Genomic DNA, 20,061 nt, shown 5'->3' with positions numbered 1-20,061 from the left:
CGGCCATTGACAACCGCGCCGTCAGGGGATTTACTTTGCCTGACGCTACCGAAATTTACCCGGGAGGTATGGCCCATGACACCTTTTCCCACCTATGTTCCCCCTGATTTCACCCGGCCCGACCTGGCCGCCGCGCCGCCGGTCCGCGTGGCCGAGGCCCCCGGCAACGGCGTGCTCCCCGCCGGGTTTCACGCCACCTCAAACTATCCCGAATACGTCCACCTGGGGGGCGGTCGCTGGCTCCTGGCCTCGGGAAGCAGGATGGACGCGGTGCTGGTGCTGGACGGCGACATGCTCAGAGTGGTGGAACCCCGCCTGGTCCGGCGGGGCGACCGGGTGGTGGTGGGGCGGACCGAGAACGGCGAAGAGGGGATCTACGTGCACACCACGGGGTTCGACGCCCCGGCCGGGGCGGGGGGAGACAAGTTCACCTTCCGCAGCCGCGGCACCCGGGAGAGCCCCTTTTCCCGCTCCTATGACGAGCTGTACGACATCCTGCGCCACGACCGGGACCACGGCCACATCGTCTGGGTCCTCGGGCCCGCCGTGGCGTTCGACCGGGACAGCCGCGCCGCCATGGCCGGCCTGATCGGCGGGGGCTACTGCCACGCGCTCCTGGCCGGCAACGCCCTGGCCACCCACGATCTGGAGGCGGCCCTGTTCCACACCGGCCTCGGCCAGGACATCTACACCCAGGCCCTGGTGGCCGGCGGGCACTACCACCACCTTGACGTCATCAACGAAGTCCTGCGGCACGGCTCCCTGGAGCGGGCCATCGCCGAGCTGGGGATTCGCGACGGGATCATCCGCGCCTGCCTGGAGCGCCGGGTGCCGGTGGTCCTGGCGGGCTCCATCCGGGACGACGGCCCGCTCCCCGACGTGATCACCGATTCCCGCCAGGCCCAGGACGCCATGCGCGCCCACGCCCGCCGGGCCACCACGGTCATCGCCCTGGCCACCCAGCTGCACGCCATTGCCGTGGGCAACATGACCCCCAGCTACAGGGTGCTGGATGACGGCACCGTGCGGCCGGTATATTTCTATATCGTGGACATGTCCGAATTCGGGGCCGACAAGCTGGCCAACCGGGGGTCCGGCCAGGCCCGGGCCATCCTCACCAACGTGCAGGATTTCATGGTCAATCTCTGGAACAATCTCAAGGGATGACCCTCCCCTCGCGGGCTTGTCACGGCACGGCCGTTCGTGGTAGCCTTGTCGGCAGTGGCGGCTCTTCCGGCCGCCATCGGCATTCACGGACCGGGAAGGACCACCAATGAACCAGTCAGGTTTTCTCATCGACACCCACGCCCACATCGACGGCCACGACTTTGCGGCCGATTTCGACGCCATGCTCTCCCGCGCCTGGGAGGCGGGTCTTTCCCACATCATCACGGTGGGGGCTGACCTGGAGTCCAGCCGGGCAGCAGTGGCACTGGCCGGTCGCTACGAGAGGATCTGGTGCGCCGTGGGCATCCACCCCCACGACGCGGGGCGGGTGACCGACCGCTGCTACGACGAGATCAGGACCCTGGCCCAGGGAAACCCCAAGGTGGCGGCCATCGGCGAGATCGGCCTCGACTTCTTCCGGGACCGCTCGCCCCGCAACGAGCAGGAACAGGTCTTCCGCCGCTTCATCCGGCTGGCCCGGGAACTGGCATTGCCCATCGTGGTGCACGACCGGGACGCCCACGAGCGGGTCATGGCGATCCTGCGCGAGGAAAAGGCCCGGGACGTGGGTGGCGTGCTCCACTGCTTCTCCGGCGACCTGGCCATGGCCCGGGAGTGCATTGACATGGGCTTCCTGATCTCCATCCCCGGCACCGTCACCTACCCTTCCAACGAAGCCCTGCGCGAAGTGGTGCGCGGCGTCAAGATCGAGCACCTGCTGGTTGAGACCGACTGCCCCTACCTCACCCCGGTCCCCCACCGCGGGAAGCGGAACGAGCCGGCCTACGTGCGGCTCGCCGCCGAAAAGGTGGCGGAACTCAAGGGGCTCTCCCTGGAGGACGTGGGACGGATCACCTCCCTCAACGCCCGGCGGCTCTTCGGCATCGGGGAGAGCGACCAGGCGGCCCGGATCGCCTACCGGATCAGGAACTCCCTCTACCTGAACATCACCAACCGCTGCTCCAACCGCTGCTCCTTCTGCGCCAAGTTCGACGACTACACGGTGAAAGGACACCACCTCCGGCTGGACCACGAGCCGGACAGCGCCGAGGTGCTGGCTGCCGTCGGTGAGCCGGGGCCGGTGGATGAAATCGTCTTCTGCGGCTTCGGCGAGCCCATGCTCCGCCTCGACCTGATCGTGGAGGTGGCGCGGGAACTGAAGAAACGCGGCTTCCGCATCCGCATCAACACCGACGGCCAGGCGAACCTGGTCCACGGCCGCAACGTCCTGCCCGAACTGCAGGGCCTGGTGGACTGCATCTCCGTGAGCCTCAACGCCGCCGACGCCGACACGTACGCCCGCCTCTGCAACACCCCCTTCGGCACCAACGGCTTCACCGGCATCTGCCGGTTCCTGGAGGAGGCCCGGCAGTACATCCCCACGGTGGTGGCCACGGCCGTTACCGTGCCGGGCATCGACGTGGCCGCCGTGCGCGCCCTGGCCGAGTCCCTCGGCGTCGAGTTTCGGGAACGCGAATATGCCGAGGTGGGCTAAGCCCCGCCTCGGACGCATACCCCCTTTCGCATCCTCGCACGCGACCATTGCCCCTCGCATTTCTGCAAACATCATCGCGCCGATGCGGCGCACCATTGCAACCCACTGATTTTAAAACAATATCTCCCCACCACACCCCGCAGGCCGCCGTCCTGCGACTCCAAAAGGTATAACCTGATTTGCAGTTATGCAAAATTTCTCGAACCCTCCGCGATTCGCCGCGCATTTTTCATCCACAGCAACACATTGTTTTTTCGATGTTTTTTAAAATAAACATAATTTTATAACAATGGTATGCAAGTTGCTCTACCTCAAACAAACGCACTTCGTTCGTCCACAGAGTCTGAACTCGTTCATAAGGAGGTAGCGCGATGTCGGAACAAGTCAAAAGCAAGGGGTGGCAAGTAGCCCTCGCCGGCACCGGGATCAACCTGGCACTCGGCGTTCTCTACGCATGGAGTATCTTCAAGGGCGCCATCAAGACGTCCATCGAGAAGGGGGGCCCCGGGGCCTTCGACTGGAACCTGGCTTCCATCAATGACCCCTACGCGGTCTGCTGCCTGACCTTCGCCTTTGCCATGATCCTCGCCGGCAAGTGCCAGGACAAGATCGGTCCGGCCCGCACCGCCCTCATCGGCGGCCTGCTGGTGGGCATCGGCTTCACCCTCCTCTCCCAGAGCAATGCCTACATGGCCTGGGTCATGGGCTTCGGCGTCCTGGCCGGCGCGGGCTTCGGCTTCGGCTACTCCGCCGCCACGCCCCCGGCCCTCAAGTGGTTCCCCTCGTCCAAGACCGGCCTCATCGCCGGGATCGTGGTGGCCGGCTTCGGCCTCGCCCCGGTCTACATCGCTCCGCTCTCCAGCTATCTCCTGGGCACCGTGGGCATCCAGCAGGCCATGTTGATCTATGCCGCCGCCTTCGCGGTCATCGTCTGCGGCCTCTCCTTCTTCCTGGTCAACCCGCCGGCCGGCTACGTGCCTGCCGACGCCCCCAAGGCCGACGGCGCGGCCAAGGCGGCCCCGGCCAAGCCGACGGTCAATGCCACCGCATCCGAGATGCTCCGCTCCGGCAAGTTCTACATCCTCTGGGTCACCTACTTCATCGGCGCCGGCGCCGGCCTCATGGTCATCGGCAGCGTGGCGGGCATCGCCAAGAAGAGCATGGGAAGCATGGCGTTCCTGGCAGTGGCCATCATGGCCCTCGGCAACGCGGGCGGCCGGGTCGTGGCGGGCGTCCTCTCCGACAAGATCGGCCGCATGGCGACGCTGCTCATCATGTTCGTGTTCCAGGCAGTCCTCATGTTCGCGGCCATCCCGGTCGTGGGAGCCGGGCACCCCAACGCCGTCCTCGTGGTGCTGCTGGCAACCTTCATGGGCTTCAACTACGGCGCCAACCTGGCCCTGTTCCCCTCCTTCAGCAAGGATTACTGGGGACTCAAGAACTACGGCCTCAACTACGGCATCCTGTTCACCGCCTGGGGCGTGGGCGGCTTCGTGATGGGACGCGCTTCCGAGATGCTGAACACCCAGACCGGCAGCTTCAACGCCTCCTTCATCCTGGCCGGCGCGCTGCTCTCGGTGGGCGCCCTCGTCTCCCTGGCACTGAAGCCGGCAAAGGCCGCCACCCCGGCAACCGCCGCGGCGCAGCCGGTTCCCCGCAACGACTTCATGGAGAGCTTCATGCGCGGTTGGGCCGACTTCCTCGGCTTCACCCCCTCCACCCCGCGCGGCACCCGCTAACCGCCACCCGGGCGATCACGCACGCAGCAGACAGAGGCCCCGTTCCGACGGGGCCTCTTTTTTTCAGCCACCGGTCAATTCCGTTGTCCCAGTGAATCAATCTGGTTATACTTTTCCTGTTCATTAAACCATGATCGCCGGAATGCCCATGTCCGACAAGGCCCGCTGGCTCCTCATACTCTGCCTGGCGCAGATATTCATCATGCTGGTGTTCATCAACTACTCGGCCGTGCTCCCGCTGCTCAAGGCCGAGTGGGGAATGAACAACACCATGGCGGGGTCGGTCTTTTCCGTCTACCAGCTGGGCTACATCGCGTCGGGCGTGATCCTGTCGGCCCTCACCGACCGGCTCAACACCAAGCGGATCTTCATCGGGGCGGCCCTCTGGTCGGGAACGGCCAACCTGCTCTTCGGCCTCTACGCCCATGACTATGCCTCCGCCATGATCCTGCGCGCCCTGACCGGCATCGGCATGGGGGGCACCTACATGCCGGGGCTGAAGCTGGTGGCGGAGCGGTTCGAGCCGTCCAAGCGGGGGCGCGCCGTGGGGATCTACGTGGGGGCACTGGTGCTGGGGGCATCCCTGTCGCTGGCGCTGACCGGGGCCGTGGCCACGGTGGCCGGCTGGCGGGTTGCGATTCTCGTCTGCTCGGCCGGGGTCTACCTGGGCGCGGGGCTCTCCCTGATCGTCTTCCGGGGCTACAAGCCGGTCCGGCACGTGACATCAGACCAGACCTTCCAGAAGGAAATCGTGCGCAACAAGCCGGCGTTCCTCATGATCCTGGGCTACGGCTCGCACATGTGGGAGATGTACGGCATGCGGAGCTGGCTGGCGCCGTTCTTTACGGCGTCGCTGGTGCGGCAGGGGATCGATCAGGGGGCGGCCACCGGCTGGGCGGCCACCGCGGCGGCAGCCATCGTCGGTATCGGCACCTTTTCCACGGCCATCACCGGCACCCTCTCGGACCGGCTGGGCCGGACCAGGACCATCACCCTGGTCATGCTCGGCAGCGCCTCCCTGTCCTTCCTCTTCGGCTGGCTGGTCAACGTCTCTCCGTACCTGGCCGTGGCCGTGGGGCTGGTCTACGGCTATCTCATCGTGGCCGAGTCGCCGGTCTTCTCCACCGGACTCACCGAGCTGGTGGCCCCCGGCTACCTGGGGGCGGCCATGGGGCTCCAGTCGCTGGTGGGCTACTCGCTGGGGATGATCTCGCCCACCGTCTTCGGCTGGGCGCTGGATCTCTGCCGGGGCTGGGAGCCCTTCCCCGGCGTGAGCGGAGAGTGGGGGATCGCCTTTGCCACGGCCGGCGTGGGGGCGCTCACGGGTCCCATCTTCATGTGGTTGCTGCGCCGCTGCCCCGAGAGCTCGCGCATGGCCGGTGGAAGGAAATGAACCGGCTCTCCCTGTTCCAGAAGATCCTGGTGGCCATGCTGACCCTGTCGCTCGTGCCGCTGCTGGTCTCTTCGGCCATCCTTGCCCTGAACCTGGGCAGCGTGCGGGAGACCCTTGCCGACCGGATCGCCGATGCGGCCGACCGGCAGGCATCCGAAAGCCTGCGCCTGCGCGCCGAGCAGGTGGCCGAGGGCATAGCCGGCTTCCTGCAGGACTGCGAGGCCGACCTGAAGCTCTGCGTCACCCTCCCCCGTACCCCCGAGATCCTGACCGCCTTCTACGAGAGCCGCCACGGCGAGATCTGGCGGCGGGACGGCACCGCCGCGGCCCCCCGGGAGGTGCGCGAGTCGATTCCGCGCTACGCCTCTCTGGCCGTGATCAATGCCCACGGCCGGGAAACCTTCGTGATCCGCGAAGGGGCCATCGTGCCCGAAAGCGGGCTGCGCACCGTGGCCGACCCCGGCCAGACCGAGTTCCTGCGGGAGGATTACTTCCAGCGCGCCCGGCAGCTCAAACGGGGCGACATCCTCGTGACGCACGTCACCGGCTTCCACGTGGGGAAAGAGGAGCAGTTGGCCGGCGCCCGGGAGCCTGAGGACGCATACAGCGGCAGGGAATTCCGGGGAGTGGTCCGCTTCGCCACCCCGCTGTTCGACAGGCGGGGAAGGTTCGACGGCGTCATGGTCCTGTCCCTCGACCACCGCCACCTGATGGAATTCTCCCAGCACATCAGCCCCGGCCGGAACCGGGCCGTGGTCTTCCCCTCCTACCGCAGCGGCAACTACGCCTTCATCTTCGACGACGAAGGGTGGATCATCACCCATCCCAAGTTCTGGGACATCCGGGGGGTGGACGGCGACGGCGTCCTGGTCCCCCCCTACACCAAGAACTCCCCACCCGCCGAAGTCGAGGCGGGCCGCATCCCCTTCAACCTGGACCACGCCGGCTTCATTCACCCCAACTACCCACGGGTGGCCCAGCTGGTGCGGGAGCGCCAATCGGGCTACGTGGACATCACCAACGTGGGCGGAGCCAAGAAGATCATGGCCTTCGCGCCGATCCCCTACTCCACCGGCGACTACAAACGCCACGGCATCTTCGGCGGGGTAACCATCGGTTTCCAGGTGGACCAGTTCCACGAAACGGCCCGGGCCGGCTCCGCCGTCATCAATCTCCAGCTCCGGGAACACCTGCGGCTTTCGGCCATCATCGTGGCCGCCACGTCCCTGATGGTGGTCATCTGCGCCTGGCTCCTCTCCCGGGGCGTCACCCGGCCCCTGGCCCTGCTGACCGACGGGGTCAGGCGGCTGGCGGGGGGCGAATCCGGCGCCAAGGTGGAAGTGGCCGCGCGCGACGAGGTGGGCGAACTGGCCGACACCTTCAACCGGATGGCCGACGAGCTGGAGCTGCGCAAGAACAGGCTCCTCAGGACCCTGGAAGAGCTGGAGGAATCGCGGCGGCACATGATGGATGAGCGCAACTTCAAGGAAAGCGTTCTGGAGAGCATCTCCAGCGCCATCATGACGCTGTCGCCCGGGGGGCTGCTCACCTCCATCAACGGCACCGGCACGCGCCTGCTAGGGCAGGCCGCGGTCATCGGCGCCCCTTACCAGAAGGTGTTCAGCGAATGGAGCGACATGCCCGACCGGATCGCCGAGGCCCTGGCCGGCCGGCGCGAGTACGGTCGCGAACCGCTCGTGCTCGGGGCAGACGGCAAGGAGCGGCATTTCGAGGTGGGCTTCTTCCCCATCTATGCCGACCGCTCCGGCGGGCTCACCGTCACCATCCGGGACGAGACCGAGAAGGAAAGCTTCCGGGAGGAGATGACGCGGCTGGACCGGCTGGCCTCCCTGGGCAAGCTGGCCGCCGGCATCGCCCACGAGGTGCGCAACCCGCTCACGGGGGTGTCGCTGCTCCTGGACGACCTCCACGACCGGGCCGGGCTCGACGCCGAGAGCCAGGCAATGATGGGCAAGGCGCTCCAGGAGATCGAGCGGGTGGAGCGGCTCGTGGCCGGTCTGCTCAACTTCTCCTCCCCGCCCAAGGCATTCCTGCGGGAGGCCGACCTGAACCGCGTCATCCAGGATACGCTCCTGCTCCTGCGCCGGGAGTGCGAGAGCCGGAACGTGGCGCTCGACTTCGAGCCCGGCGACGTGCCGGTGTTCCGCATCGACGTGGAAAAGGTGCGGCAGGCCCTCCTTAACCTGGTGAAAAACGCCCTGGAGGCCATGCCCGACGGCGGATCGGTCCGGGTGACCACCGGCGTGGACGGCGACACTGCCGTGGTAACGGTGGCCGACACCGGCCCCGGCATCGCCGGTGACGACCTGCCGCTCATCTTCGAGCCCTTCTTCACCCGCAAGGGGGCGGGCACCGGCCTGGGGCTCTCCATCACCCAGCGCATCGTCGAGGAGCACCACGGCAGGATCAGCGTGGAAAGCAGCTCCGGTGCAGGAACGACCTTCACCTTCACTCTTCCCATGGGCTAATCATAAGTTCCAATTCCCCGGGCCATCCGCCTGGAGCTTTTCCCTCTTTTTTTTGCGCAGCCCCCACCGAGCCCGGGCGCAACATTAGTCCAACCCAAGAATATCCTTAATGAAGTGTCACATGTTACACAAGTGTACGTAACAGAACCGTATCCGGAGATACAGACTTGTATCTACACTGCAACCCCGCCTGAAGCCCCGCGGCCCGCCCGGCCCTCCCGTCGATGTCGCAAACTACCTGATATTGCTCGCTGCACAAAAAAAATGCCCGGAGAATAAATCTCCGGGCCAATTGAAAGGAGCCTTCCCGCCTTGTCGTGTGGAGGGCTTTGTTACTTCATTAGCAACTACCTTACCACTCTGAACACCTGGATGCGGTTATTGTTCCGATCGGCGATAACCACGTCGATGTCGTTCTCCTCGCTGATGCAGAGCTGCGACGGATAGTGGAGGAACGAGTTCTTCCAGCCGATGTTGAGCTGACGGCCCTGGAAGGAGCCGTCCTGGCCGAGGGTGACGACGGCATTGCCGGTCTGGTCGAGGATGAAGATCTTCCCCTGCTTGTCGGTGGCAATGCTGGTGGGGAACTGGAGATACTCCTTCATCCCGTCGGTCAGGGGCTTGAAGGCGGTTTCGCCGCGGGCGGCCGCATAGACCCTGGACGCCACGCTGTCCAGGAGAAGCGTGGTCCCGCCGGCGCTGACCGCCAGGTCGGAGATGAAGCGGTACCCCTCGGGGAACGGCATCTGCGACTGGAAGTTGCCGGCCGCATCGGTGACGATGACCCGCGCACCGAAGATATCCAGGATATGGATATTGTCCTTGTCGTCCACGCGGATGCCGCGGGGGGCAATGGTGGCAGGCGCCGGGACCCCCTTCAGCTCCAGGTAACCGGCAAAGCTCCCCTCGGGCGAGAAGTGGGCGATGCGGCGGAGCTTCCCGTCGATGACCAGGATCTCCCCCTTGGAGGTCAGCTGCACCTTGGTGGGATACGGCACCTGCTCCGCCTTGATCTCGGTGCCGCCGCGCACCGAGCCGTTCTCGATGCTGTAGCTCAGCAGCCGTCCGCCGCCGGTGTCGGAAACCACCAGCTGCCTCTTGCCGCAGGCTATCCCCTCGGGGGCCTTCATGGTCCCCCCCTTCTCATCGTTGAACTCGGTAGTCAAGTGCTTGAGCTTGATGGCGTCGGCGCCCAGGGCCGGCGATGCGAGCGCTCCTGCAAGGGCAAGCATGGTTATGATCGTTTTTGCCATGGAATCACCTCTTGTACTGTTCGTGGCACTGGACGCAGAGGTCGCTGGTCTTGGGATAGTAGAGCATCTTCTTGAACTCGGTCCCGTGGGCGTCGTGGCAGCTCACGCACAGGATCGGGATGTTCTTGTTGCGCGGATCCCGGAATTTCTCGCCGATGGGGTGGGTCGAGTGGTGCGCCCAGTCGTGGCAGTCGGCGCAGAGCTCGATATCCAGCGACTTCTTGGTCAGGAAGAGGTAGTTGGATGAGTGGGGATCGTGGCACGCCGTGCACTGGCCGTTCTTGACCGGCTCGTGGGTTGACGCGACCTTTTCCTGACGCTTCATGTTGTCCACGTGGCAGCTGTTGCAGAGCACCGCCATGGGCTGGCGCAGGATGCCCTTCTGCTTGCCCGCGTGGGGGTTGTGGCAGCTGAGGCAGCCCTGCTTGCTCAGCAGCGGGCCGTGGACCCGGTTCAGGCCGAACGTCGTGTTGACCATGTCGTTATGGCAGCCGCGGCACAGATCGGTGCCGGTCTTCTTGGTGGCCAGCGGGTTCGGCGAGGTGGCCTCCTCGTGGCACTGGTTGCACATCCGGGTTGCCACCGGCTTGTGGACCGTGTTGTAGAGGATGCCCGGGTTGTCGGAGCCGTGGGGATCATGGCAGCCGGTGCAGCGGGCATTGGCCACCGGATAGTTCATGTGCTTCTTGGCGAACATGGGCCGGTCGGTCTTGTGGCAGCCCACGCAGAGCGGGATGATATCGCTCTTCAGCAGGTACGGGTTCTTGGCCGAGGCGTGGGGATCGTGGCAGTTGAGGCATCCCTGGGCCACGGGCATGTGGCGGTACTTGACCTTGGACAGGGTGGTTCCCATCTCCTTGTGGCACTCGAAGCAGAGCTCGTTCCCCCCCTTGAGCAGGTTCTCCTTGTTGGGGGCCGAGTGGGGATCGTGGCACTTCATGCAGCTCCCCTCGCCCACCACCTTGTGGACGCTCTTGGCGCCGGAGGGCACCACCGACGAGTGGCAACGGTAGCAGACCCCGCCGTTAGCGGCGGAGAGCAGCTTGCCGTGGGTCGAGGTATGGGGGTTGTGGCAGCCGGTACACTCCCCCTTCTTCAGGGGGGTGTGCACGAAGGGCTTGGACATCTTCTCCTTGAACGCCGCGTGGCAGTTGAAACAGAGCTTGCCGGTGGCGTCGGGCTTGAGCTTGAACTTGAGTGCGTTGTCCTGGGCGAGCGCAAAGGATGCGCCCAGAATGACAAGCACCGCGCAGAACGTGTAAAGATATGTGCGATATGCGTGCATGGGAGCTCCTTTTACTGTTTTCCTGTCACGTGGCAATCAGAGCACGAACGCGAAGCGAAGGGTGCGTGCACCATCTTCTTGAAGAACTTCGGGTCCTTGGAACTGTGCGGATCGTGGCAGTTCATGCAGTTCATCACCGTGGCGGAGATCCCCAGGTGAGCGTCCGCAAACGGCTTACGGTCGTAGGAGTGGCACTGGCCGCACAGGGCCACGAGCTGTTCGGTAAGCAGCGACGGCTGGCCCGAATTGTGGGGCTTGTGGCAGGTCTGGCAGTCCTGCTCCGCAGGCGTGTGGATCTTCTCGCTGGCGAACCGCTCCTTGGTCCCCTTGTGGCAGGACACGCAGAGGTCGGTCCCCTGGGCCAGCAGCAGCTTGTTGAGCTTCGCCTTGTGGGGGCTGTGGCACTTGGTGCAGTCCCCTCCCCGGAACGGGGCATGGGAGCTCTTGGAGGCCTTGTCGCCCTGCTCCAGCGACTTGTGGCAGCCGAAGCACAGCTTCGCCTCGTTGTCCACGATCATCCCCCGCACGTTGCTGCCGTGGGAATCGTGGCAGGTGAGGCACTGGCCCCCGTTGAACGGCATGTGACTGGAGCCGCCCGACTCGGCCTTCATCAGGTCCGCGTGGCAGGGTGCGCAGAGCTGCGGCACGGTATTCTTGAGCAGGTTCTTTTCGGCCGAGCCGTGGGCGCCGTGGCACGACACGCAGTCGGCGTTCATGACCGGCTTGTGGGTGAAGGTCTTCTTGAATTTGGTCTCGGCATCGGTGTGGCAGCCGTAGCAGACCGTATCGGCCCGCTCCTTGAGCATGGCGGCGAAGTTGGTGCCGTGGGGATCATGGCAGGAGCTGCAGTCGCCGCCGTTGAAGGGCACGTGCTGAACCTTGTTCTTGAGCCCTTCCTTGGTCTTGGCATGGCACGAGTAGCAGAGATCCGAGCCGGCCAGGGTGAGCAGTCCCTTGTTGGGGGCGGCATGGGGCCGGTGGCAGGAGAGGCATCCCTTCTTGTCGCCGGTGATGACCTTGTGGGGCACGGCAACGCGCAGGTTCTTGTCCTGGTGGCACCCGAAGCAGAGGTTGTTGCCGTCGGCCGTGAGCAGCTTCGCGAACTCGGAGGTGTGGGCCCGGTGACAGGAGAGGCAGTCGCCGCTCTTGAACGGCGCGTGCTCGGCCACGCCGCCGGTCCCCTTGAGCATGGCCGCATCGTGGCACTGGTAGCAGAGTTCGCTCCCCTTCTGGGTCACTCCGAAGGGCTCGGGCCCGCCGGCCGGATTGTGGCAGCCGTCACAGCCGCCCGTGGCAACGGGGTTATGGGCGCTGGAGCGGAGGAGCTTCTTGCCGGTGGCCGAGTGGGGGTTGTGGCAGATGGTGCAGCGCTTGTTTTCCACCGGATAGCCGCCGTGGGCCTTCTTGAAGCTGCCGGCGCCGCTGTCGTGGCAGCCGAGGCAGATCTTCGGCTCCTTTTCCCTGAGGAGGTTGTCCTCGGTGGAGCTGTGGGCCGCGTGGCAGGAACCGCAGCCTTTTTTCGTGATGGCGCCGTGGATGGTCCCCTTCTCGTAGTCCTCCTTCTTGTGGCAGGCGTAGCAGGACTCCGGCCCGTCACCCTTGAGCAGGTGCGGGGTGGTGGAGGCATGGGGGTTGTGGCAGAGGGTACATTTCCCCTGACGCAGGGGGGTGTGCACCTTGGGCTTGTCCAGGCCGATCTTGTCCCGGCCGTGACAGTCGAAGCAGAGCTGGTTGCCGTCCTTCTTGAGCAGCAGCTTCGGCACGATGCCGTGGCGCAGGTGACAGTCCTCGCACTTCTGCTCCTTGACGATGGTGTGGATGTACTTCATGGAGAGGTACTTGTCATTGAACTTGCCATGACAGTCGACGCATTCCTTGCGGGCGAACTTCTTCGCCGCCAGCGCCGGGCTCTCCGACAGGTGAAGAATGAGCCCCCCCACCAGGAGGGTCATCACCAGGAATAAGAGTTGTCGTTGTGCATGCACGGTGCGCATAGCTCCTCCAGTCCGTTAAAACTCGGCGAAAATCTTGACGTCGGACGCCTTCCTCAGCTTGTCCGCCCACTCCACGACCAGCTTGTTGAGCTGTTCCGACTGGACGTTCTTCCTGATTGTGGCCTCGACCTCGGGGAAGGGCTGTACCTGTTCGGGGATCACGTTGCGGACCAGGATGACATAGGTGAAGCCGTTGGGGTCCGAATAGACCCGGTATTCACCGGTCTGGGCCCCGGTGATGACCTTGTTCAGCCCCTCGGGAAGGGTCTTGAGGGTGACCGGCACGTCCTCGAACTGGAGGACCCCGGCGGCCTTGGCATCCACGTGGCCCTCGGCGTTCTCCTTGAACCATTTGAAATCCATCCCCTGGCGCAGCTTTTCCGCGGCGGACTGGGCCGCGTTCTGGTCATTGAAGGCAATGCCGTCCAGCACCACCATGATCGGGTAGGAGTACTCGGACTTGTGCGCCTCGTAGTAGGCCTTCAGCTCATCCTCGGTCACCTTCACGTCCGGGCGGATGACCTTTTCCACGAAATGCCCGAAGATCACGGATTCCTGGTAGTCGGTGACCTTGTCCAGGTATTCCTTTTTCTTGTCAAAGCCCTTGTCGCGGCCCTCTTTCTCAATGGCCCGGGTGGCCAGGATCTCGAACAGCAGGGAGTCCTTGGCCTTGTTGACCTTCTTCTGGTCAATGGCCATGTCCACCCCGTGGTAGAACTTCATCCGGATCGCTTCGGCCAGGTCGGCCACGGTCACCGGCTTCTCCCCCTTGATGGTGGCCAGGGGACGCTTGTCCTCCAGGAACTTGAGGAACCCTGCCTTGTCCTTCTCGAAATCCAGCGACTTGATCAGTTTCTTGTCCTGCTTGAAATACTTCTCGATCAGCTCGGTCCGGAATTTTTCAAGGGCCTTGAAGCGGGCCGCGGTGAGCGTTTCCTTCTCCGCCCTGTCCTTCAGTTTCGGATCGTCGGAATGCTTCACGGCATCGAGCCGGAACAGCATGGCCCCCTTCTGCATGTCGATCACCGGGCCCACGGCGCCGGGCTTCAGCGAATCGATGATCTTCACGATATCGGGGTGGATGTGCTCGTATTTCAGCTTCTCATTCTGCTTGGCCTCGGCGCGCTTCTCCTTGACCTCCTCGGCCACCAGCGCGTCAAAGGACGTGCCTTTGTCCAGGGCCTTGCGGGCCTTCTTGGCATCTTCCTCGTTCTTGAACGTGAGGGTGGAGAAGGTCCACTCCACGTTGAGCTGGCCGTAGCGCTTCTCCACCTCCTTGGGGTCGGGCCGGATGTCCTTCACATGATCCTTGAGCACCAGCTCGCGCAGGAGCTTGCGGGAGAAGGTATCGATCATCTCCTTGGGCTGCTCCTGCTGGTCCAGGCCGATGTTGCGCCCTTCCTGGATGATGAGCTTGGAGGTGATGATCCGGTTGAGGATATCCGTAAAGTTCCGGCGGGGGGCCTGCTTTCCTTCCGTCATCCCCTCGTGTACCGTTTCAAGGGAGGCGTTCAGGTCGTTGACGGTGATCGGCTCGTCGTTGACCGTTGCCACGGGGAATTCGGCAAACAGCGGCGAAAACAGGGGCACCTTCACCCTGATCGTCATCACGTCGGCCGGAGCCGGCGAGGCTTCCACGTTTTCCGGCTTTGCCGGCGAATCGGCAAAGCCCGCCACCGGGGCACCCGCGGCAATGCATGCTACCATCAGCGTAACCAAAGACTTCTTCATCAGACTCCCCTTTCTCTGCATTCAGGTTGCGGCCGCACCGGGCACTCCGCTCCGGGCGGCCATCAGGACGTTTGACACAACGAATTCCGTTACGGGCTCATCAATATCCGTTCGAGTTCTTCCTGGCTCATCCGCGGCGGCGTCAGCTTCACTTCCCTGGTCTCCTCCACCATGACCCCCAGGAAGGCCCTCATCATCCCCTCGGTCAGGACGTTGGCGGTGGACACCCTCCGCCAGTCATAGAAGAACACACCGTCATCCCCGGTGTTCCTGCTCTTGGTGGCCCAGATCACCATTTTGCTGGAGCGTTCCAGCAGTTGCAGCGAAAAATCGACCCGGGGCTTGCCGGAGCCGCTGGGCATGTCCCGGTACTCGAAGACCCGGCCCGTGAGGATGAAATCGGTTTCCAGGTTGTTGGCCAGCAGGTCAGCCGCCGGCAGGGAGATGCCGTTCTGCATGATGATCCTCATGGCCAGCATCTTGCCCCGAATCACCCCCGGCTCGAGCACCGCGAACGCCTTGGACGACACCAGCTGCTTCACCACGTGCAGCACCATGATCTCCCCGGCATTGGTGCGATCGCTCTCGTTGAAGAACGGCAGGACCGCCACGCTGTAGCGGCGCCTGGGGTCAAGCTCCATGAAGCGGTACGCTTCCTTGGGCTTGAACCGCCGCTCCCAGCCGGGGGCAGGAGCCTCCTCGCCCGCCAGCTTGTGCAGCAGCGACCCGGACAGGCGGTCGAGGGCCCGGTTCCACAGGACCGACGGGTCTTCCACGATGCCGATCCCCAGGATTCCCGGGGCATCGTCACCGGCCATCCCCACGCTGTCCATCCAGAGGATTTCCGGCTTTTCCCCCGTGGCCACCAGGCGGGCAACCAGGGACACCTTGGGGGGGCTCACGTCGCTGTAGTACTCCAGACTCATGATGAGGACCGCGTCCACCCCGGCCTTGGCCTTGAACGCGGCCGACGTCTCCAGATCGAGGCCGCCGGTGTAGCGGATGCGCTGCTGCTCCATGAACCGCCGCAGATCGGCCTCGTCCATGATGCGCACCCCGTTCTGCCGGAGCCGCTCCGTGAACCCGCTGCGCATGGCCGCCAGGGGCGCGTCGGCGCCGCTCAGGTCTTCCATGGGGTAGACCGCCACCAGCGGACCGGACGGCCGGCCGGCCTCCACGGAAAGACGCGCGCATCCCGCCGCCAGGAGGAGCAGAACCAGCGGCAGCAGTGCGAGCAGTCTATTGGAACAGCTTCGAGATGAGATCATCGACCGCTTTCTCAGTCACATCGTTGAGGGGCCTGCCGCCGCCGCCGAGAAGGCGGTCCGTGAACCCGATCCCCCCCTCCGTGGCCGATGCGGACCAGACGACCCTCCCGGTCTGGGCCTCCATCACCTGGAGGCTCAGGGAGATAACGTCGGCCATGGACGAGCCCGAGCGGACGTCGCCGTACTCCCGTACCATGCCCGTAATGACCGCGTCGGCCTTGATCATCTTGGCCAGCTTAACCACTTCCTCGGGGGTGGGGGCAGTGGGGTTCATGACGCCGGCCACCCCCGTCACCCGGCTGACCTCGCCCACGGGGATGACGTAGAGGGCCCCCGTGGCCAGCAGCTTGGTGTTGAACACGTCCCTGACCCGCTCCGCGGCCTGGGTGTCCTTGGACAGGTTGCCGAAGGGCATCACCGCCACGCTCTGGATCGCCCCGAAGTCCATGTTGGGGTCCCGGAAATGCTCCACGTGGGAACAGCCCTGCATCAGCAGGAGCGCAAAGAGGCCGAAGATTCCGCAGAATGCCCGCATCAGGGCGCCGGTGTGGGTGACGAATCGTGATCTCATATATGCCCTCTCTCCGTGGAAGTCAGAACGCGAATCTCAGGGTGCTGCTGAAGGTGCGCGACTCGGACGACTGGCTGACCGACGTGCTCTTCAGGTACAGATAGGACATATCCAGGTAGGAGCCCCCCCGGATGTTCCAGCGCAAGCTCGGCACGATGGTCCGGTCCTTCTGGTTGGCAGATGAATTGTACGCCTCATTATAGGAAAAACTCAACTGCAGCGCGCCGTCCCGGAACGGGGACCAGGTCCCGCCGATGTTCCGGGTGGTGACCATGTCCTTGTTCTTTTCCAGGATAACGCCGAAGGCCCCGAACAGGTAGAGGGAGCGCAGCGGGTTGAAGGCCGCCGACAGGTCGCCGCGGTGGGTGAAGGTGGAGTTGTCGGGCAAGCCGCCGCCGGTCTGTTCGGTCATGTTGCTGGAATAGCTCACGTTCACCGTCAGGGTCGAGTGGGGCAGCAGGGTGAGGCCGAAGGTGACGATGGTGGTATTGGTCTTCTGGCCCGACTCGGCGGTGGCCATGCTGTAGCCACCGTTCAGGTTCACGTCCACCCCCCGGTAGAGGGAGGCGCTGTTGTTGAGGAACAGCGAATTGGTGTCGCTCTTCCTCCCGTCGACCTCCTCGTTGCGGCCGCTGAAGACCAGGCTGTGCATCAGCGTGGGGAGCGGGTTGGCCGTCAGCAGGGCGCTGTAGATGTAGGAGACGCGGGCGCCCTGGTTCTCCTTGGAGTCCTCCCGGGCGAACCGGGCGCTGGTCGCGAGGTACTGGTTGAACCGGTGGCTCGCGGAGAGGCCGTTCGACAGGATGTAGCGGTAGGTGGAGAAGAAGTCCGAGTCGCTCCGGTCGTAGTAGTAGCTCAACTCGTAGTTCAGGTCCGGGTTCTCCAGGATCCTCACCCGCATGTTGGTGTCGAGCACGTGGGAGACCTGGCTCGTGGTGCGCCGCTGGACATCCTCGAACTGGACGAACCCTTCCAGCTCGGTCACCTGGATGTCGGTCAGGTTCGCGGTGGGGTTCACCAGCGAAACAGTGCCCAGGGGCAGGGGCGAGGTAACGACCTTCAGGTACCGGGAGGTGGCGCCGGAAAAACTCAGCTCGTAGAACCAGCCGGTGCCCGCCTCGTTGCTCCTGAACGGTGCCGAGGGCAGGAGCTGCACCAGGGTCCAGTTCAGGTTGTCGCTGCTGGTGTAGATCGTCCAGGAGAACCGGTTCTCGATGTCCGTGGGGAGGTCCGTGTTGAGCCAGACGCGGATGCGGTTCACGGTCACCGCGCCGCCGAAGTCGAAGCCCAGGTTCCGGGGCCTGATGTCGCCCCCCACCGGCTGGATGCCGATAGTGACGTTGCTCCCCGTGTTCAGGTTCCCGTCCACCAGCGCCGGGTTGGCGCCCAGAGTAACCAGCAGGGGCGTATCGGTCAGGGCCGACAGGCCGGCCGTGGGAAAGAGCCGGAACAGGGCGCTGTTGGTCTCCTGGGACGAGAGGGTATAGTTGGCGTAGAACGTGACCCGGTCCCGCCAGAACTGGTCGTTGTAGGTCACCCGGCCGGTGTGGTTCAGGACCGTGGCGTTGTTCCGGGTCAGGTTGTCCGTGGCATCGGTGTAGAGCCCCTGGTAGTTCAGCTCCACCTGCTCCACCGGCTTGTAGCGGGAACTGAGGTTGTACGAATTGAGCACCACGTCCTGGAACTGCCGGTCGGCATCGTAGGAATTGGTCCGCGTATAGAGGAACTCCAGGGAGGGGAGCCCCTCGGGCTTGAGGCTCAGCTTGGCGTTGTAGTTCTCGTGGATGATGTTGGACGAGCCGACCCCCTCGGTGTCGGCAATCTCCTGGCGCCGGTTGTAGCCCAGGCCCGCGGAATAGAGGGGGGTGCCCAGGGTCAGGTCCAGGAAGGGGCTCACCTTCAGCAGGGTGGTATCGAGCGTGGTGTCGTTCAACTCAGCACTGGTCATGGTGTAGTCAATGGTGCCGCCGCCCGTGAAGCGCAGGGTCGGGTAGAGCATCCGGTCCAGGGACAGGTTGTAGCGCTGAAGGATCGAGTTGCTCTTGGTGGTCGTGGTCACGTTGCCGGCATCCGTCGACTGATTGTCGGAATTGATGTAGCTCAGCTCAAGGAACCCCCGCAGCCCCTCGGCCCCCGCCGTGGCCGGCAGAAGCGCTGCCGCCAGGGCCGCTGCCGCCATGAACCCGTGGAGTATCCGCATCCCGTTGCCCACGCCTTACCTTTCGCCCGCCACGACCACGCGGTAGGGCTCGTCGCCCACGTCGATCTGTGCTACCTCCCGCTTGCCCACCAGGCCGATGAACTGCAGCCGCTTCACGCCGGAGAGGAGGGCCAGGAGATTGTTGTGCTCGCCGTCGATGGTCAGGTACGAGGGACTGCCGCCGCCGGAGATGAAATTGCCCGGCAGGAGCGAAAAGGGGTCGAAGACGTCGATCACGGTGTCGCTCCGCTTGGCGATGTAGATCTGGTCGGTGGACGTGTCGATCTTGATCGTCCGCGCCCCCATCCCCACGTAAACCCGCTTGGCGACGAGCCTGTTGGTAAGATCGATATCGACCAGGTAGGGGGAAAGCTCGTGGATGACCAGCAGCCGGTCGCCCCGCCGGTTCAGCTGCGCCCAGAGGGGCGAGGTTTCGGTAGGCAGCGTGGCGACCACGGCGCGCCGCGCGATGTCCACCACCGACACCGAGTTGGACAGGGTATTGAGCACGTAGGCCGTGCGTCCCAGCCGGTCCACGATCACGGCGCCGGGCCTGCTCCCCACGATGACCCGGGCCAGTTCCGACTGGGAGGCCGGGTCCACGAAGCTGAGCGTATTGGAGCCGTTGTTGGCCACCAGCAGGGTCCTGCCGTCGGGGGTCAGGGCCAGTTCGACCGGGCCGTCGCCGATGCTGAGCCGGATGCGGGTCAGGGAATAGTCGGCCATCAGGTCGATGACCTCGATGGCGTCGTCGCCCGACAGGGCCACGTAGGCCCGGCGCGCCGCCTGATCGAAGACGATGCCGGCCGGCGCCCGCCCGGTCTCGATGAACTCCGTGACCCGGGCCTCCCGCTTGTCGAACACCGCGATGGTGTTGGCCCCCTTGTTGGTGACGAAGCCCGTGAGTCCCCACAGGGGCCGCCCGGGGATCTCGGCCTTGAAGACCGGCGAGAAGCTGAAGCGCTTGCTGACCGATGCATCTTCATCCAGCGTGAGGGAGATGAGGATACCCTTCTGGGGTTCCACCACGAAGGGGAAGTCGATCATGACCGGCTTCTCGGGGGGCAGCAGGGCCATTCGCCCCTCGTCGGTCTTGGTGCCCGCCCCCGAGATCCGGAACGACAGGCCGCTGTAGCGCCCCCCCGGCAGGATCGCCGACCCCAGCATCCGCTGCCACTTCATGGTGGCGGGGCTCGCCTCGGTCAGCCTGAGGGAGAGGGGTATCTCCGTGCCGTCGCTCTTGATCGCCGAAACCCCCGCCACGGTGAAGTCGAGCCGGCCGGCGTCCCGGGGGAAAGGCTCCAGGTAGAGGAACAGTTCCCCCTCGGCGAACAACTGGGGCTTGGTGACGACAACGGGCGCGTGGCAGCCGCTGCACGTCAGCGCGGCGAGCACGGCGACCCACAGAACGATGAGGAGGGCAGCCCCGCGGGACGTCATGCGCTTGGGAGAATTCTCGTTCATGGTGCTCCCCGA

Annotated in this window: 13 protein-coding genes; 5 read left to right on the top strand and 8 right to left on the bottom strand. The window is 64.7% G+C overall.

Features of this window, described 5'->3' with window-relative positions; translation table 11 throughout:
* Window positions 1-75 precede the first annotated feature (75 nt).
* From AABA48_RS02480 to AABA48_RS02460, 5 genes are all read left to right on the top strand, one after another.
* Window positions 76-1,167 (top strand): ornithine cyclodeaminase family domain, encoded by a 1,092-nt coding sequence (locus tag AABA48_RS02480; RefSeq protein WP_286351963.1) that lies wholly within the window; start codon window positions 76-78, stop codon window positions 1,165-1,167.
* A gap of 106 nt (window positions 1,168-1,273) precedes the next feature.
* A complete protein-coding gene (locus AABA48_RS02475) occupies window positions 1,274-2,662 on the top strand; it encodes a TatD family hydrolase (RefSeq protein WP_286351962.1) in 1,389 nt (462 codons plus the stop codon).
* Window positions 2,663-3,033: 371 nt separating this feature from the next.
* The gene (locus AABA48_RS02470; RefSeq protein WP_286351961.1) at window positions 3,034-4,401 is read left to right on the top strand and encodes an L-lactate MFS transporter; all 1,368 of its coding nucleotides are present in this window, start codon (window positions 3,034-3,036) and stop codon (window positions 4,399-4,401) included.
* Between the two features lie 148 nt (window positions 4,402-4,549).
* Complete coding sequence (locus tag AABA48_RS02465; RefSeq protein ID WP_286351960.1) at window positions 4,550-5,794, top strand: MFS transporter; 1,245 nt, start codon at window positions 4,550-4,552, stop codon at window positions 5,792-5,794.
* A complete protein-coding gene (locus AABA48_RS02460) occupies window positions 5,791-8,283 on the top strand; it encodes a PAS domain-containing sensor histidine kinase (protein WP_286351959.1) in 2,493 nt (830 codons plus the stop codon). The genes AABA48_RS02465 and AABA48_RS02460 overlap by 4 nt, the downstream gene beginning before the upstream one ends.
* 347 nt (window positions 8,284-8,630) lie before the next feature.
* Here AABA48_RS02460 and AABA48_RS02455 read toward each other — a convergent pair whose 3' ends face one another.
* The 8 genes from AABA48_RS02455 to AABA48_RS02420 form a co-directional block, all read right to left on the bottom strand.
* A complete protein-coding gene (locus tag AABA48_RS02455) occupies window positions 8,631-9,536 on the bottom strand; it encodes an NHL repeat-containing protein (protein ID WP_045667410.1) in 906 nt (301 codons plus the stop codon).
* A 4-nt stretch (window positions 9,537-9,540) separates the two neighbouring features.
* Window positions 9,541-10,821, bottom strand: coding sequence for a cytochrome c3 family protein (locus AABA48_RS02450; RefSeq protein WP_286351958.1), 1,281 nt, complete (start codon window positions 10,819-10,821; stop codon window positions 9,541-9,543).
* A gap of 11 nt (window positions 10,822-10,832) precedes the next feature.
* On the bottom strand, window positions 10,833-12,815 hold the full coding sequence (locus AABA48_RS02445; protein ID WP_286351957.1) for a cytochrome c3 family protein: 1,983 nt from the start codon (window positions 12,813-12,815) through the stop codon (window positions 10,833-10,835).
* Between the two features lie 15 nt (window positions 12,816-12,830).
* Window positions 12,831-14,546: a peptidylprolyl isomerase gene (locus tag AABA48_RS02440; protein ID WP_286351956.1), complete on the bottom strand. Its 1,716-nt coding sequence runs from the start codon at window positions 14,544-14,546 to the stop codon at window positions 12,831-12,833.
* An 89-nt stretch (window positions 14,547-14,635) separates the two neighbouring features.
* Complete coding sequence (locus AABA48_RS02435; RefSeq protein WP_010943134.1) at window positions 14,636-15,814, bottom strand: lipoprotein; 1,179 nt, start codon at window positions 15,812-15,814, stop codon at window positions 14,636-14,638.
* A complete protein-coding gene (locus AABA48_RS02430; protein ID WP_286351954.1) occupies window positions 15,786-16,385 on the bottom strand; it encodes a GNA1162 family protein in 600 nt (199 codons plus the stop codon). The genes AABA48_RS02435 and AABA48_RS02430 overlap by 29 nt, the downstream gene beginning before the upstream one ends.
* A gap of 22 nt (window positions 16,386-16,407) precedes the next feature.
* Entirely contained in the window at window positions 16,408-18,585 is a 2,178-nt protein-coding gene (locus AABA48_RS02425; RefSeq protein WP_324310828.1) for a hypothetical protein, read from the bottom strand.
* 15 nt (window positions 18,586-18,600) lie between these two features.
* On the bottom strand, window positions 18,601-20,049 hold the full coding sequence (locus AABA48_RS02420; RefSeq protein WP_286351952.1) for a YncE family protein: 1,449 nt from the start codon (window positions 20,047-20,049) through the stop codon (window positions 18,601-18,603).
* Window positions 20,050-20,061: the final 12 nt, after the last annotated feature.

This window comes from Geobacter sp. 60473 (assembly GCF_036323535.1).
Classification (GTDB): domain Bacteria; phylum Desulfobacterota; class Desulfuromonadia; order Geobacterales; family Geobacteraceae; genus Geobacter; species Geobacter sulfurreducens.
Note: the sequence above shows the minus strand (reverse complement) of the source record. Positions and strands in the feature narration are given on the sequence as shown.

Coding starts and splice junctions, on each gene's coding strand:
- AABA48_RS02430 (WP_286351954.1), bottom strand. CDS start 16,385: ATGAGATCACGATTCGTCACCCACACCGGCGCCCTGATGCGGGCATTC.
- AABA48_RS02475 (WP_286351962.1), top strand. CDS start 1,274: ATGAACCAGTCAGGTTTTCTCATCGACACCCACGCCCACATCGACGGC.
- AABA48_RS02425 (WP_324310828.1), bottom strand. CDS start 18,585: ATGCGGATACTCCACGGGTTCATGGCGGCAGCGGCCCTGGCGGCAGCG.
- AABA48_RS02445 (WP_286351957.1), bottom strand. CDS start 12,815: ATGCGCACCGTGCATGCACAACGACAACTCTTATTCCTGGTGATGACC.
- AABA48_RS02470 (WP_286351961.1), top strand. CDS start 3,034: ATGTCGGAACAAGTCAAAAGCAAGGGGTGGCAAGTAGCCCTCGCCGGC.
- AABA48_RS02465 (WP_286351960.1), top strand. CDS start 4,550: ATGTCCGACAAGGCCCGCTGGCTCCTCATACTCTGCCTGGCGCAGATA.
- AABA48_RS02450 (WP_286351958.1), bottom strand. CDS start 10,821: ATGCACGCATATCGCACATATCTTTACACGTTCTGCGCGGTGCTTGTC.
- AABA48_RS02480 (WP_286351963.1), top strand. CDS start 76: ATGACACCTTTTCCCACCTATGTTCCCCCTGATTTCACCCGGCCCGAC.
- AABA48_RS02455 (WP_045667410.1), bottom strand. CDS start 9,536: ATGGCAAAAACGATCATAACCATGCTTGCCCTTGCAGGAGCGCTCGCA.
- AABA48_RS02440 (WP_286351956.1), bottom strand. CDS start 14,546: ATGAAGAAGTCTTTGGTTACGCTGATGGTAGCATGCATTGCCGCGGGT.
- AABA48_RS02435 (WP_010943134.1), bottom strand. CDS start 15,814: ATGATCTCATCTCGAAGCTGTTCCAATAGACTGCTCGCACTGCTGCCG.
- AABA48_RS02460 (WP_286351959.1), top strand. CDS start 5,791: ATGAACCGGCTCTCCCTGTTCCAGAAGATCCTGGTGGCCATGCTGACC.
- AABA48_RS02420 (WP_286351952.1), bottom strand. CDS start 20,049: ATGAACGAGAATTCTCCCAAGCGCATGACGTCCCGCGGGGCTGCCCTC.